Origin of the sequence: Sphingobacterium bambusae, from assembly GCF_033955345.1 — a bacterium.
GTDB lineage: Bacteria > Bacteroidota > Bacteroidia > Sphingobacteriales > Sphingobacteriaceae > Sphingobacterium > Sphingobacterium bambusae.
In genome coordinates this window covers 3431795-3446680 of the sequence record NZ_CP138332.1, presented here as the reverse complement: position 1 = coordinate 3446680, position 14886 = coordinate 3431795, and the positions used below count along the sequence as shown (strand labels likewise).

Annotated in this window: 13 protein-coding genes; 7 read left to right on the top strand and 6 right to left on the bottom strand. The window is 44.2% G+C overall.

Features of this window, described 5'->3' with window-relative positions; translation table 11 throughout:
- Positions 1 to 15 precede the first annotated feature (15 nt).
- Both SCB77_RS14275 and dusB read left to right on the top strand, forming a co-directional pair.
- Positions 16 to 591 (top strand): DNA-3-methyladenine glycosylase I, encoded by a 576-nt coding sequence (locus tag SCB77_RS14275; protein ID WP_320182685.1) that lies wholly within the window; start codon positions 16 to 18, stop codon positions 589 to 591.
- 49 nt (positions 592 to 640) lie between these two features.
- Complete coding sequence (gene dusB / locus SCB77_RS14270; RefSeq protein ID WP_320182684.1) at positions 641 to 1639, top strand: tRNA dihydrouridine synthase DusB; 999 nt, start codon at positions 641 to 643, stop codon at positions 1637 to 1639.
- A gap of 38 nt (positions 1640 to 1677) precedes the next feature.
- On the opposite strand, the gene SCB77_RS14265 is transcribed toward dusB, so the two are convergent.
- Genes SCB77_RS14265 through SCB77_RS14255 form a run of 3 tightly spaced genes read right to left on the bottom strand, consistent with a single transcriptional unit; the run spans position 1678 to position 4671 of the window.
- Complete coding sequence (locus SCB77_RS14265; RefSeq protein ID WP_320182683.1) at positions 1678 to 3180, bottom strand: lipopolysaccharide biosynthesis protein; 1503 nt, start codon at positions 3178 to 3180, stop codon at positions 1678 to 1680.
- A 9-nt stretch (positions 3181 to 3189) separates the two neighbouring features.
- On the bottom strand, positions 3190 to 3468 hold the full coding sequence (locus SCB77_RS14260) for an acylphosphatase (protein WP_320182682.1): 279 nt from the start codon (positions 3466 to 3468) through the stop codon (positions 3190 to 3192).
- A 33-nt stretch (positions 3469 to 3501) separates the two neighbouring features.
- The gene (locus SCB77_RS14255) at positions 3502 to 4671 is read right to left on the bottom strand and encodes an amidohydrolase family protein (protein ID WP_320182681.1); all 1170 of its coding nucleotides are present in this window, start codon (positions 4669 to 4671) and stop codon (positions 3502 to 3504) included.
- 424 nt (positions 4672 to 5095) lie between these two features.
- Here SCB77_RS14255 and SCB77_RS14250 point away from each other — a divergent pair, with 424 nt between their 5' ends.
- The 3 genes from SCB77_RS14250 to SCB77_RS14240 all read left to right on the top strand — a co-directional run bounded on the left by SCB77_RS14250 (position 5096) and on the right by SCB77_RS14240 (position 8412).
- On the top strand, positions 5096 to 7444 hold the full coding sequence (locus tag SCB77_RS14250) for a TonB-dependent receptor (protein WP_320182680.1): 2349 nt from the start codon (positions 5096 to 5098) through the stop codon (positions 7442 to 7444).
- A 162-nt stretch (positions 7445 to 7606) separates the two neighbouring features.
- Entirely contained in the window at positions 7607 to 8065 is a 459-nt protein-coding gene (dtd, locus tag SCB77_RS14245) for a D-aminoacyl-tRNA deacylase (protein ID WP_320182679.1), read from the top strand.
- Positions 8066 to 8082: 17 nt separating this feature from the next.
- On the top strand, positions 8083 to 8412 hold the full coding sequence (locus SCB77_RS14240; protein WP_320182678.1) for a nucleotide pyrophosphohydrolase: 330 nt from the start codon (positions 8083 to 8085) through the stop codon (positions 8410 to 8412).
- 35 nt (positions 8413 to 8447) lie between these two features.
- On the opposite strand, the gene SCB77_RS14235 is transcribed toward SCB77_RS14240, so the two are convergent.
- On the bottom strand, positions 8448 to 9206 hold the full coding sequence (locus SCB77_RS14235) for an endonuclease/exonuclease/phosphatase family protein (protein ID WP_320182677.1): 759 nt from the start codon (positions 9204 to 9206) through the stop codon (positions 8448 to 8450).
- Positions 9207 to 9334: 128 nt separating this feature from the next.
- Between SCB77_RS14235 and ggt the strand changes: the two genes are divergently transcribed.
- Positions 9335 to 11029 carry a gamma-glutamyltransferase gene (gene ggt, locus SCB77_RS14230; protein WP_320182676.1) on the top strand — a complete coding sequence of 565 codons (1695 nt, stop codon included), beginning with the start codon at positions 9335 to 9337 and terminating at the stop codon, positions 11027 to 11029.
- Positions 11030 to 11098: 69 nt separating this feature from the next.
- Here ggt and rmuC read toward each other — a convergent pair whose 3' ends face one another.
- Both rmuC and SCB77_RS14220 read right to left on the bottom strand, forming a co-directional pair.
- A complete protein-coding gene (gene rmuC / locus SCB77_RS14225) occupies positions 11099 to 12415 on the bottom strand; it encodes a DNA recombination protein RmuC (RefSeq protein ID WP_320182675.1) in 1317 nt (438 codons plus the stop codon).
- Between the two features lie 70 nt (positions 12416 to 12485).
- Positions 12486 to 13673: a formimidoylglutamase gene (locus tag SCB77_RS14220; protein WP_320182674.1), complete on the bottom strand. Its 1188-nt coding sequence runs from the start codon at positions 13671 to 13673 to the stop codon at positions 12486 to 12488.
- A 230-nt stretch (positions 13674 to 13903) separates the two neighbouring features.
- On the opposite strand from SCB77_RS14220, the gene SCB77_RS14215 reads away from it, so the two are divergent.
- Positions 13904 to 14866 carry an NAD-dependent epimerase/dehydratase family protein gene (locus SCB77_RS14215; RefSeq protein ID WP_320182673.1) on the top strand — a complete coding sequence of 321 codons (963 nt, stop codon included), beginning with the start codon at positions 13904 to 13906 and terminating at the stop codon, positions 14864 to 14866.
- Positions 14867 to 14886 lie beyond the last annotated feature (20 nt).

Below are 14886 nucleotides of genomic sequence, written 5' to 3'. Positions count from 1 at the left end.
TAAAAAACGAAAAACATGAAGCAAGCCGAACAGATCCGTTGCCCTTGGTGTGGAACCGATGAACTCTATGTGAAATACCACGACGAAGAGTGGGGCAAACCGGTAAGCGACGATAAAACGCTCTTTGAGTTTCTAGTGCTGGAATCGGCACAGGCTGGACTTAGTTGGATCACGATCCTGCGTCGCAGAGAGGGATACCGCGAGGCTTTTAGCGATTTCGATTACCGCGCTGTCGCACAATATGGTCCCGAAAAAATCGAAGAATTGGTCCAGGATAGCGGCATTATCCGACACCGAGGAAAAATAGAGGCCACCGTAAAAAACGCACAGATTTTCATGGCCATACAACAAGAGTTCGGATCGTTCTACAACTATTTATATAGCTTCATGCCTGGCAACAGCTCTGTGGTCAATTCACTGCATGACATGAAGTCTGCAGCCACACACACGGCGGAATCAGACGCTATCGCCAAAGACCTGAAAAAGCGAGGGATCAAATTCTTTGGAACAACCATTTGCTATGCTTTCATGCAGGCCGTAGGCATGGTAGATGACCATCTGAATAGCTGCGCATTCAAGCGAACAGCATAAAGAACCTTTCCGATTTTAATTTTTTCTTACCTTTGTAAAAAATTGATTGATGGCTGTTAAGATAGGAGAACATATTGATCTAGGGGAATTCCCGCTGTTGCTGGCACCAATGGAAGATGTGAGCGACCCTCCATTCCGTTACGTATGTAAACAGAACGGTGTGGATATGATGTATACCGAGTTCATTTCATCTGAAGGCCTTATTCGCGATGCGGCAAAATCAAGACAGAAACTGGACATCTTTGAATACGAACGTCCTATCGGGATACAGATCTTCGGATCGGATATCGCACATATGCGTCAGTCTGCGGAAATATGTACTTTAGCCAACCCGGATTTAATTGACATCAATTACGGTTGTCCTGTAAAAAATGTAGTATGTAAGGGAGCTGGATCATCGCTTTTACAGGATGTCGACAAAATGGTGGCTATGACCAAGGCGGTTGTGGAGGCCACGCATCTGCCGGTGACGGTAAAAACACGACTAGGCTGGGATGACAATACCAAAAACATCTACGAAGTAGCCGAACGTCTTCAAGATATAGGTATCAAGGCTTTGGCGATCCACGGGCGCACGCGTGCCCAAATGTATAAAGGACAGGCCGATTGGCGCATGATACGCGAAGTGAAACAAAATCCGCGGGTTAAAATCCCAATTTTTGGAAATGGCGATGTAGACTCGGTGGAAAAAGCGGCAGCTTGGCGTCAAGAGTTTGAAGTGGATGGTATCATGATCGGTCGCGCATCGATCGGATATCCATGGATATTCCGAGAGATAAAACATTTCTTTCAAACAGGCGAAAGATTGGAGGGGCCAACTATCGCTGAGCGGGTGGAGGTTTGCAAAACCCACCTCACAAAGTCTATTGAATGGAAGGGCGAGAAGACCGGCATATTCGAAATGCGTAGGCATTATGCGAATTACTTCAAAGGTATTCCCAACTTCAAAGAATACCGTATGCAACTGGTAGGACTCCAAAATCATCAAGAGATATTGGAAGTCCTCGAAGAAATTAATGATAAGTTTGCAGAAGAGGTCGTTTCATAGTTAAAGTACAACTAGTCCCAAGTCCGACCTTCCAGCGCTTATGTTTGAAATATTTTCGAGACAAATTTTCTTTCAGAGACAAAAATCAGAACAATATATACTAAAAGAAAAACATTTCCGGACCACACATTGCGGTAAAAAAAAGTATAATTCAAGTAAACTAGCAATGATCCTATACACATATGCATCCCAATCTTTTTTACACGGTACGGGATAGCATAGTTTCTTTGCCCCCAGTAGTAAGACAAAGCCAACATAACAACATAGGCGATAGACGTAACGAAAATCGCCCCCACATAACTCCAACGTGGAATAGCTAGATAGCACAAAACAATTGTAACTATAGCCCCAAAACCAGAAATATATAAACCATATTTCGTTTGATCAGAAAGCTTGTACCAAACGGAAAGGTTCATATATATGCCCAACAAGACGTAGTTAAATAAAATTATAGGAATGTAGCCTATACCTGACCAATATTCCGCCGTTTCTTTCGCGCTTCCCCCCTCGATAAAATACTTTAACCACTCGATATTCATCGATAGTCCCACCATGACGAGCATCATGGCAATAACGAAGTATTCCATGATCAGTGCATATGTTTTTCGGGCATTTTCATTTTTTGCATAGGAAAAGAAAAACGGCTCTGCCCCCAACCTAAACGCTTGAACAAAAATACTGAGGAAGATCGCAATCTTACCGATTGCCCCATAAATACCTAAATCGCGCTCACCAATATGCTCAGGCAATAAGCTCGGCATCAAAATCTTATCTAGATGTTCATTAATAATAAATGAAACATTGGCAACAAATATCGGCAAGCTGTAGGATAGCATGGATCTCACCATATTGACATCCATCCGAAGCCTGAACCCTTTCATATCTCGCATCAGCATAATTAATGTAACCATACTAGCGACAAAATTTGAAAGAAAAACATATCCCAACCAGCCCTCGCGAAACCAGGAAAAATAAGTTTGGAATTCACTATACTTGCCCAAAAACCAGGGTAAAACAATCAAAAACATGATATTCAGGCCCACAAAAACCAAAATATTACAAAACTTCAATACACTGTAGCGAATAGGCCTATTCTGAGAACGCAATTTTGCAAAAGGAACAACCGCCAACGCATCTGCAGCTAAGGTAAATCCCATGGATAGCACATAGAATTTGTAGTCCGCGACGGGCTGCATCCCTTTCCGACCAAACCAAGATGCTATCGGATCCAGCAGCGACACTAAGCACACTAAAAAAGTCACAGCCGTAACAAGGGTGATCAAAAAAGTATTGTTGGCAACCTTAGGTCGATCTTCAGCATCTACTTTCTGTAGATATCGGAAATAGGTTGTCTCCATCCCGAAGGCTAAGAATGTGTTGATAAATGCTGACCAAGAATAGACATTTGTAAAGATACCATACAGCGATGCGGAGAATTTCGCCGTAAATAGCGGTGTTAACACGAAATTGAGCAAACGTGAAACAATCGTGGACAGTCCATAGACTGCAGTATCACCTAAAAATCTTTTAACGACAGACACTACGAAGTATTATTTGATTCTTTTTAAAACTTCGAAATTCTTGAAGCCTTGCAGATCGCCTTCGGTTGATTTAACGTCCGTAACCTCTGCACGATCAGGCCCTTCTTGGCAAAAGTCCAATAGGGAAGCCAATGCAAAGTCATCTGCTTCCGCCTCGATATAAACACTACCGTCTGGCTTATTCATCACGAAACCTTTAACCCCTAATTGGTCAGCGACAGCTTTCGTCGTTAATCGGAAATAGACTTGTTGTACCTTGCCAAAAACTTGTATCTTCAAATGCTTCATCAACAGCAAATGTACACAAGAAATTCCAACAAACTAAGCGATTCTTTTCAGTGTCACCCGATCATGCAAACGCAGATTGTTCATACCTTCGAGTAGGATGAGTCCTGGCCGTTTGCCCACCTGAATAGAACCAAGAGCACCTTCAAGCCCCAGCGCTTTTGCACCATTCAAGGTCGCCCAAGCCAAAATCTGCATAAAATCTAAATGTTCGAAATAACGAACCAAAACTTTCATTTCATCCAAAATATCGAGCGTGTCGTTAGAGGCCAAACTGTCGGTACCGATGACCATCGCATGGGTATCTGGGAGGAAGTTCAGTATCTTTGGCAATTTTTCCTCGATATAAAGATTCGCCTTTGGACAGACACAGTAATACACATCCCTCCCCTGTCGATTGACAAAATCAATATCCTTCAACGAGGTAAAGGTATTATGCACTAAGATAAGTCTATTATTTTTTGGCAAATGCGGAAGATACGACTGCACCGAATTACGGGCTTGCGCTCTAAAGCCCTCCGCGTTGAAGCCCATTTCTTTGTAAAAATCAAGAAATCCACCCTCGCGATACCTGAAAAGCTTATTCTCCTCGTCACTCTCCTGATTGTGTATACTAAAGATATTATCTTCATTCACCGCTTTGCGAAATGCCTTGAATAATTCTTTCGAACACGAATAGGGCGCATGCGCTGTTATCGACGCGTGATTGGCATTGAAATAAAACTCGATATCTCTTGCCTTGTCGATACGAGGTTGTATATCCTCTTTTGTCAGTGCCATAATTTCCACGAAAGTGTGGTAAGTAATGCCACTGTTGGCTTTCACCTCCGCTGAAAACGCCGTATTAACGTGATCTCCCACGGCCTGTATTCCGTTATCCCACATTTGCTTGTCGGCTTGCGCGATAGCTTCCATTATTTCCTTTTCAGGCGATGTACGCATCTTAATAATGTCGGACAGAAATTTGGGAAGACCCGTTCCCTTCTTTGTTTTGCCTAACATATGCGACAATTCGATATGGCAATGCGCATTGACGAAACCCGGTATCAGTACACCGTCGTAAATTTCTTTCTCTTTTTGAAGAATACGCACGTCATTTTGTTCGTAAACGCCAGTTATGACGCCCGATTCATCGATCGCCACCACCCCGTTCTTCAAAAAGTTGCCCACTACGGGAACCACCATACTCGCTGAAATATACCTCATCGCCCTACAAAACTAAATTTTTGTGTATGAAAAGAAATCCTACATCGGTAGAACAACCCCTCACTACTACTTTTAGAGAAAATACATTTGCTAATTTATAAATTTTATTCTAAAAACAACAACCATTCGTAATTTAAAATTACATTTAACATGTTTAAAAAAAAAGATTAACAATTTGTGTTTATAGAATTAATGTTTAATTTTGTTGCCATCAAAAGGGGTGCCTTGTTTTTTAACACAAATACAGGCTGAGATTATACCCAGTCCCAAATATTTCGGGGACGCACCTGATCCAGGTAATGCTGGCGGAGGGAAAAGGTTTAGTTAAATAAATAGCTATTAGTAACCCCTGGTAATAGTTCGTTTAACTTTCTTAATTACATTTTTTATGTTGAAGTATGGATGGGTTACGCTCACGTTTTGCATGTGCGCATTATTAACCTTCGGCCAAACATCATTGAAGGTCGCGGTAAAGACACTCGACCAAAAACCACTTATTGGCGCAACCGTTGAGCTGCAAGGTCTCACGCAATCGACAAACGATGAGGGTATCGTTACCTTCAACAACCTACGCGCGGAATCAGCCACGCTTAAAGTTCGTTATGTGGGTTACGGCGCATTCGCCAAGCATATCAACCCTACACAGGAGAATAGCATCCAAGTTGTTCTACAGCCTAACCATCGTATTACAGGCGAAGTATTGGTCATGGCCACCCGCGCCACCGAAAACTCCGCTACCACCTTCAAGAACATTTCGAAAGAAGATTTGCAACGCACCAATCTTGGACAAGACATCCCGTTCCTGTTGGATCAAACACCTTCCGTCGTTGTCGGATCAGACGCTGGAGCAGGCATTGGCTATACCAACATGACTATCCGCGGATCGAACAATCAACGAATTAACGTCACCTTGAACGGCATCCCGCTTAACGATGCGGAAAGCATGGGCTCTTTCTTCGTTAATTTACCCGATTTTGCCTCGAGTACGGAAAGTATCCAAATTCAACGTGGTATAGGAACATCCACCAATGGTGCCGGAGCCTTTGGTGCCTCCCTAAATATACAGTCCGATGGGCTAGAAACCAGCCCCTACGCCGAACTGAACAATACATTTGGATCCTACAATACTTGGAAAAACACGGTAAAAGTCGGATCAGGACTGATAAACGACAAGTTTGCTTTCAATGGACGTCTATCGCGGATAAGCTCCGATGGATATATAGACCGTGCAACATCTGATCTAAAATCATTCTATTTTGATGCTGGATATTATGGTGCGAAGCATCAGCTGAAGGCCACGATTTTCTCGGGTAAAGAGAAAACCTACCAAGCTTGGGATGGCGTACCGGAAGAACTATTGGAAACCAATCGCCGATACAATGGATTCGAGTATGCAAACCAAACAGATAATTACACGCAAACGCATCACCATCTACATTACAACTACTTTGCTTCAGCGCAAACGACGCTGAATGTAGCCCTGCACTACACACGTGGAAAGGGTTATTATGAAGAATATAAAACAGGGCAATCCTTCGGCGGCTACGGCCTTGCCCCCATCAACATCCGCGATACCACAATCAACAGCACCGATTTGATCAGGCAACGTTGGTTGGACAATCATTTTTATGGTACTGTCTTCTCCTTGAGCCATAAAGTCAACGAGCGCCATAGCTTTATTTTTGGTGGGGCTGCCAATCAATATCGTGGCGACCATTATGGAAACGTCATTTGGGCACAATACGCCTCGAACAGTCAGTTGGGCGATAAATATTACTTCAATGACGCCGAGAAGAACGATATCAATGTGTATGGTAAATGGAATGGGCAGTTTGGCAATCTTCACCTCTACACCGATCTGCAATATCGCTTTGTGGATTACACGTTTGAAGGTTTTGATCACAATAGGCAACTTGCAGACGTCAACGTCAAGCACCATTTCTTCAATCCGAAGATAGGTGCTACATATACGCTTTCCTCACGGGCCAATTTCTACAGCTCGTATGCCTATGGCAGCAAAGAACCTGTTCGCGACGACTATGTCGCCTCCTCAGCCAATGCACGCCCTAGAGCCGAAAAGATGCACAACGTGGAAGCAGGCTATCGCTTACGAACCGAGCATGTAAACATCGGCGCCAATGCTTACGGAATGTTCTACAAGGATCAGTTGGTATTGACCGGCGAAATAAATGATGTAGGAGGCTCCATTCGGGAGAATGTGCCGGACAGTTACCGTATAGGCCTTGAACTGGATGCTGCTTGGAAAATATCCCAGCAATTTCTATGGAAAGCTACGGCAGGCTTAAGCGAGAACAAGATTAAAAATTACACGGAATACTTAAGTGTTCTTGATGAAAACTGGGAAGCAACATCGGCTCCGCAGGTAGAAAAGCAATACCGATCAACAAATATTTCCTTCTCACCATCGGTCATCCTCTCGAATGAATTTTCGTATCGGCCGATAGCGCCATTGGAACTCGCGCTTGCCAGCAAGTATGTATCTAGACAATATCTAGACAACACCAGTTCCGTGGATCGTAGTGTTGCCCCATTCTTTGTCAATAATCTACGTCTACGTTATGGATTTTCGCTTTTAGGCATCCAACAAATCGATGCCAACCTCGCTGTTAACAATATTTTCAACGAAAAATATGAATCCCATGGATATACCTATGGCGGTATCTCCGAGGCTGATGGATCACGACTATTTGGAAACGCCTATTACCCACAGGCCGAAACGAACATTTTATTCGGCTTAAACATCAGATTTTAGGTTGTCGAGATCCCAGAAAAATGCCTTGTTAGTTTTAGCAAGGCATTTTTTCTACAGCATGCAGCAAAAGCCAGAGAGATACCATTCCTCTTACGAAAACTCCGTTTGATTTTCCATGGCTGACTTTTTAATTTCTACTTTTTAATTTTTACTTTGCAAACCATGAGAGCAGTAATACAACGCGTCACACAAGCTAGCTGCACTGTCGACGATACATGCACCGGAGCGATTGAGCTTGGCCTACTCGTACTATTGGGCGTTGAAGAAGACGACAACATGCAAGACTTAGAATGGCTAGCTCAAAAATTGGTCAACCTACGCATATTTTCCGATGAAGCCGGCTTAATGAATAAATCCATCCAAGATGTCCATGGCAATATCTTATTGATTTCTCAATTCACCCTATTTGCACAAACCAAAAAGGGTAACAGACCATCTTTTATACGTGCGGCAAGACCCGCCACTGCGGAGCCTCTATATAAAACGATGGGCGAAATGCTCAGCACGTTACTGCACAAAAAAGTACAGATGGGTATTTTTGGTGCCGACATGAAAATAGACCTACGCAATGACGGGCCTGTCACCATCATTATGAACACGAAAGACAAGGATAATTTTTAACTATCAACGAATAGAACATGACTATAAAAGAAGCCCAAGACCTTATCGATAAATGGATTAACAGTACTGGAATCCGTTATTTCAATGAACTTACCAACACGGCTATACTGATGGAGGAAGTCGGTGAAGTTGCCCGCATCATGGCCAGAAAATATGGCGAGCAATCTTTTAAAAAATCGGATGAGCAAGTAGATTTGGCCGATGAAATGGCCGATGTGCTATTCGTACTGATGTGCTTAGCCAACCAAACGGGCATCGATCTGACTGAAGCCCTCACAAAAAACCTGCAAAAAAAATCTATTCGAGATGCAGAAAGGCACAAGAACAATGAAAAACTAAAGCGTTAATGATTATTCAATAACGTGAAGCGTCGTCCGACAGATTATTTAAACTCAATCTCTGCGAAAAGTGGTAAATGGTCGGAAGCATCGCTCGCGATAGTGTTATATGCTTTCCAGATAAACTTACAGTGTTTCCCAACCATGATATAGTCGATCTCCGATTTGGCTTGCTGGTTGGGATGGGTTGGCCCATTCGTATCTGTATTTCGACTGAAGTATGTGTCTAGAACGTTGATAGCCGGACTCTTCGGCTCGGCGTTTAAATCGCCCACCAAAATAAGCGGTCGATCATACCAATCGCCCAGCTCGTTGATGTATCCCGCCTGAGCCACCTTATTTTTTTCAGACAGATCTAGGTGTGTATTCGCAAAGGATATCGTTTTTCCTGTGGGCAAAGCCACATCGACGATAGCCAATGACCTGTTCTCTCCAGCTTCGGGCATGGGAAGTTCGTAACGCCGGTTTCCGATGATCTTATATTTGGAAAGAATCAACGTCCCGTATTCGCCTCCGTCGTAATCGATTCCTTTTGAAAAGAAGTAATACATTCCCGTAAGCTGCGCGAGTTGATGTGCCTGGTCGACCAGCTGCGAGCGCGGAATACGCACATCGACCTCCTGCATCCCCACGAGATCAGCACCAGAATCGAGAATCACCCTGGCTATCGCATCCAAATCAATTTTATCCGATACCGCTGGTGGGTTTCCATGGTGAATATTGTAGGATAAAATTCGAACGCGCTGTCCAAACACCGTAGCTATACAACATAAAAACGCGAAAGAAAACATGATCTTTTTCATAAGTCTTTATTTAGGGTGGATAATAGACATCATTCTTCGCCTAAAGTTACCAAACTATCTACGAAAACCGAGGATTTAAATAAAAAATTGATTCACGCGGAACAAGCCTTTTCAATTATATTTACGTTATGAAAAGATTTTCCTCCTTATTGCTTGTTCTGTTCTTCATCAGTTCCTGTCAAGTTCGTCAAAACGAACAGCAGGCGCAGAAGAGCAAAGAGTTTGAAAACGGGGCCGTTGTTACCGCGCATCCCCTAGCCTCCGAAGTGGGCAATACCATTTTAAAAGATGGCGGCAATGCTATCGACGCCGCTATTGCGGTACAGTTTGCCCTTGCTGTTGTTTATCCCAATGCCGGTAATATCGGTGGTGGTGGCTTTATGGTTTACCGTAGCCATAGTGGCGAGGTAACGTCGCTAGATTTTCGAGAGAAAGCTCCAGCAAAGGCTCATCGCGACATGTATCTCGATAGCCTAGGTGAACCTATCACCACATTAAGCCTAGACGGCCATCTTGCTGCTGGCGTTCCGGGATCGGTAGCTGGTATGGAAGAAGCGCACAAAAAGTATGGAAGCTTACCGTGGTCAGCCTTATTGGCGCCGGCCGTAGCACTTGCGGAAAAAGGTTTTGCACTTACCGAACAGCAGGCTAACGAGTTTAACGAGATGCAAGCGCATTTCAAGAAATTAAACAAAAATGGCGCCGCCATCATCCGCGATGCACCTTGGAAAAAAGACGACATTTTTGTGCAGCAACAACTTGCAGGTACTTTAAAGCGTATCGCCACATCAGGTAGCGCAGGATTTTACAGTGGAGAAACAGCAGCGCTGATTGTTGCGGAAATGAAGCGTGGCAACGGCATCATATCCGAAGCCGATCTTTCTAACTACCGTGCAACATGGCGAAAACCAATCGTAGGTACCTATAAAGAATACAATATCATCTCCATGCCCCCACCTTCCAGTGGTGGCATCGCCTTGCTAGCGCTGCTACAGTCGGTCGAAAAATATCCTTTAAAACAATGGGGATATCAATCCGACAGTACTGTACGCGTTATGGTAGAAGCCGAGCGACGTGTCTACGCCGATCGGGCAACACACCTTGGAGATCCTGATTTTTATGATGTCCCCGTTGCTTATCTTACCGATAAAGCACTAAACCAAGCGCGCATGAGCAAAGTTAATTTGCAAAAAGCTACACCGAGCGACCAAGTAAAAGCAAGCAAATTCCCGGGTTATGAATCAGAAGAAACCACGCATTTCTGTATTGTAGACAAAGAAGGTAATGCCGTTTCGTTGACCACTACCTTAAACGGATCCTACGGCGCCGGAGTATGGGTAGATGGTGCAGGTTTCCTACTGAACAACGAAATGGACGATTTTTCAGTAAAGCCCGGAACCCCCAATCTATATGGACTTCTTGGCGGTAAGGCAAATGCTGTAGAGCCTGGCAAACGTATGCTCAGCGCGATGTCGCCTACCATCGTTGAAGAAAATGGTAAGCTTAAGATGGTGATTGGAACACCAGGAGGCTCCACCATCATCACATCGGTTTTTCAGGGTATATTAAATGTGCTGGAATTCGACATGGATGCCCAAGCTTCTGTTTCTTCTCCACGTTTTCATCATCAATGGAAACCCGACCGCATTGATATTGAGGAAGGAGCCATTCCGGAAGATGTCCGAAAAAGTTTAGAAAAAGACGGATACACCTTATACAAACGAGGTAGTATTGGCCGCATGGAAAATATTATTGTTCTGCCCAATGGAAAGCTTCAAGCCGGAGCAGATCCGCGTGGAGACGATTTTGCAGCAGGCTATTAACGCTGCAAAAATCTAATTGCTGATAGGCGGAGGTGTATATGCTAAAACCCCTCCGCTTATTGTTTTAAGTTATTCCAAAAAGCGATTATCAATCTGCTTATTTGCCTTGGCGCCCAGCGCCTTTAGGTTTTCTATTTTTCGAACCACATTTCCGGCGCCTGTGGAAAGCTTTTTCATTGCATCCTGATGCTTTTCCGCAGCCCGTTGTATATGTGTTTCCACTTGCTGCATATCCTGTAGGAAGCCGACAAATTTATCGTATAAGGCCCCCGCTTCTTTGGCAATCTGCAGCACGTTTCTGTTCTGCCGTTCCTGTACCCAGATGCTGGCAATGGTTCGTAAAGTTGCCAACAGAGTTGATGGACTTACGATAACCACACGTCTATCCCATGCGTCCGAAAACAAATCCGGCTTTTCGCGTACGGCAACGCTCAGTGCCGACTCAATCGGCATAAACAGTAACACAAAGTCGGGAGAGTGAATACCATAAAGATCTTGGTAATTCTTAGCCGACAGATCGCGCACATGACTTTCTATAGACTGCACATGTTGTTTCAAGAAGGCCACCTGATCAGCTTCCGCTTCGGCATTCACCCATCGCTCATAAGCCACCAATGAAACTTTGGAATCCACAATCAGATGCTTATCCTCGGGCAGTAAGATAATGGCATCTGGAATTTTCCGTGCTTCCTCATCCTTGAACACCGATTGCAGGATATACTCCTGATCTTTGATCAATCCGGATCGCTCCAGAACCCGCTCCAATATAATTTCACCCCAATTGCCCTGCTTTTTGGTATCGCCTTTTAAGGCATTTGTCAGGTTGTTTGCTTCATGTTTGATCAGCATACTTTGCTGCATCAACTGCTCCACAACACCTTTAAGCACATTTCGCTCCGCGGCTTCTTGTTGGTAAGTGCGTTCCACCTTCTCTTCGAAGGTCTTGATTTTCTCTTTCAAGGGATTGAGAATCTGATCCATCTGCTGTTGATTCAGTGCGGTAAACTTTTGCGTCTTCTCCTCTAGAATCTTATTGGCCATGTGCTGAAACTGCAGATTGAATTGTTCCCTCAAGCGTAAAATCTCTTCCTGCTGTGCCTGAAACTTCTCTTGTTGGGCTTGCAAAAAAGCATTCGTCGCTTCTAACGTTCGCTCAAGTGCAGCTCGTTCGCTTCGTTCACGCTCCAAAAGCATCTCCTGCTGTACTTTTGTTTCGGACAGCAGGCGTTCCCTTTCCGACACTTTCACGAGTTCCATTTGAGCAGCATTACGCTGCTCAATTAGCTGCGTTGCATCTGCTTTAGGAACTTTCTGCGCATTGGAGCGCACCAAGGCCAGCATACCTAGGACCAATAGGCCAATTATAACAATCAAGAATATTTCCATGAAAAAGAAAGATCAGTGGAAGCTCTCCCCTAGCGTTGATACAAGCAGAAGGCTTCCTGATAAATAAAGACTATTGCAACTTCTGATGGGTTTTCCACCAAAGATCAGGCATATCACCATCTACGGCCTGCTGATAGTCTTGGTAACGACAGGGAACCCAATAATAGCGTTCATTGATCGATTTGGATCCAAAATAAGGAACCTGCATCCACCAACGATCCGACTTCTTGCTTTTCACAAAAACGAGCTCGTAATCATCGTTCTCTAGGGTAGTCCGGTAAACGATGTACGCCGATTTAGGAATCAGCGGAGCATCATTTTTACGGTTATAAAACCCATCTACAAAACACCAGATCATCTGCGCGACAAGGCTCGCCGTGTGCCCCATTGGATCAAAGGTTGGATTATATTCATAAAAACCTATTGAGGAACATTTATCGGACATACCCGCATAGCGTGCCAGCTGACAGGCCTCATCTCCGTATAGTCCATTTGGATTAGCATTGGCGTTACCCGGAGCTTCAGAAGCACGAATAGCACCGATATCAAAACTCAACATATCCGCCGCTCGGATCAGCGGCTCCGCCTGATCCAACTTACCCGTCATCATGCCTATGCGCATCGTGTTAAAGAACAATTTGTCGTACATATTGATGGACTCCTTACTGACTAAGTACGTTTGGTAAGCCAAATTGCTTAAATTGAATAGATAATCGGGCTGATGAAGGATAATATGATTGAGGTAGGTATGCGCATTCAATTCCGTGTTTTCCGCATTATCTTGATCGAGGTCAAATTTTGCATCGATAACAGCCACTTCTACACGCTGTTCCAAGCCCTCGTAGGCCGTATATTGTGCATAGGTAAGGTCTTGTCCTCCGCCAATAATAATCGGCAATATATCCTGCTTGACCAACTCCTCTACCACGGTCTTCAATGCGATATAAGTGTCACGCACGGTTGCTCCCGCTTGTATATTACCTAGATCAGCGATACGCATGCTGTAATCACCTTGATAAAGATTGTAGAAATACTTGCGGATAGCATTCGGCGACTTTTTTGTTCCGGCATTATTAACCGCTCCGCGTTCCTCTTCCACGCCTATTAACACCAAATGGGGCTTCGTATCTGGATTTTCCAAATCGGGAAAAGTATCTTCGTATGCCTGGACAACCTGCCCAAACTGCGAGTTGTAAAAGTTGGGTCCGGAACAGAATTCCAGCGTAGATATCGGCGTAAAAAAATCAGCTAAAGACATCGTATAGTTGGTATAAAGTAGTACAAAAACAGAAACAACACCCTCTGTGGTTCACAAATATGCATTTAAAATACTTCTTTCGAAAGAAAAAACAATCCACAATCTGTTAATATCCCATCCTGCTGAGCGCAATGAAAGTCTCGTTAATACTATTCCGTGAAACGATTTGGATACCAATCCGCAATCTTCTATCTTTGGAAAGAACAAATTTTTCAACGACAACTTAGCAAGTGGTACTCGTAACAGGTGGAACAGGTTTTTTGGGATCAACCTTGATCAAACTATTAATTGACCAAGGTATCGCGGTACTCGCTATCAAACGTGAGCAGTCCATTATCCCGGAAAGTCTTCGCTCCTCGTCCTTGGTCAATTGGGTCGATGCCGATATCACCGATTACTTCGCTTTATCTGAAGCGTTTGCTGGGGTAACGAACGTTTACCACTGCGCCGCAAAGATTTCCTACCAACCTTCCGAACATGCCGCTATGTTACATGCTAATATCGAGGGCACCAAGCATATCGTCAATCTCTGTTTGGAACATGGCGCTCGTTTGCTGCATGTCAGCTCCATAGCTTCGCTCGGCGTCAGCAAAGACGGAGAGCTCATTTCCGAAGACAGCAAATGGGACGACGGCGCGGACAACTCCAAGTATGCGATTTCCAAATACGAAAGCGAAATGGAAGTATGGCGCGGTATTGTCGAAGGGCTCGATGCGGTGATTGTTAATCCATCGGTGATCATGGGTATAGGCTCGGGCATTAAGGGCTCGGGTGTAATTTTCAATATGGTGCAAAAAGGCCTTAAGATCTATCCTCCGGGTACGGTGGGCATCGTAGATGTGGAAGATGTCGCTCAGGTCATGATGATCTTAATGGACAAAACAGAAATTTCTGGGGAGCGCTATATTTTGAACAGCGAGAATCTAAGCAACAAGCAGCTGCTAGAACGCATTGCCAAGCTGCTGGACAAACCAGCGCCTACCATGGAGGCCAAACCTTTTATGCTAGGCATTGCATGGCGGGTTGCAAAACTTGTCGCCCTGATAAAACGCGAACGTCCTTCACTTACACGCGAGGCAGCAATGGCTTCGGCTTCAAAATTGGCTTACTCCAATAAGAAGATCGTAGACAGCACCGGATTCCGGTTCAAACCCCTCAATGCAACGCTGGAGGAAGTAAGTCGACTATTTTAAACCTTAACCATAAATCAAAT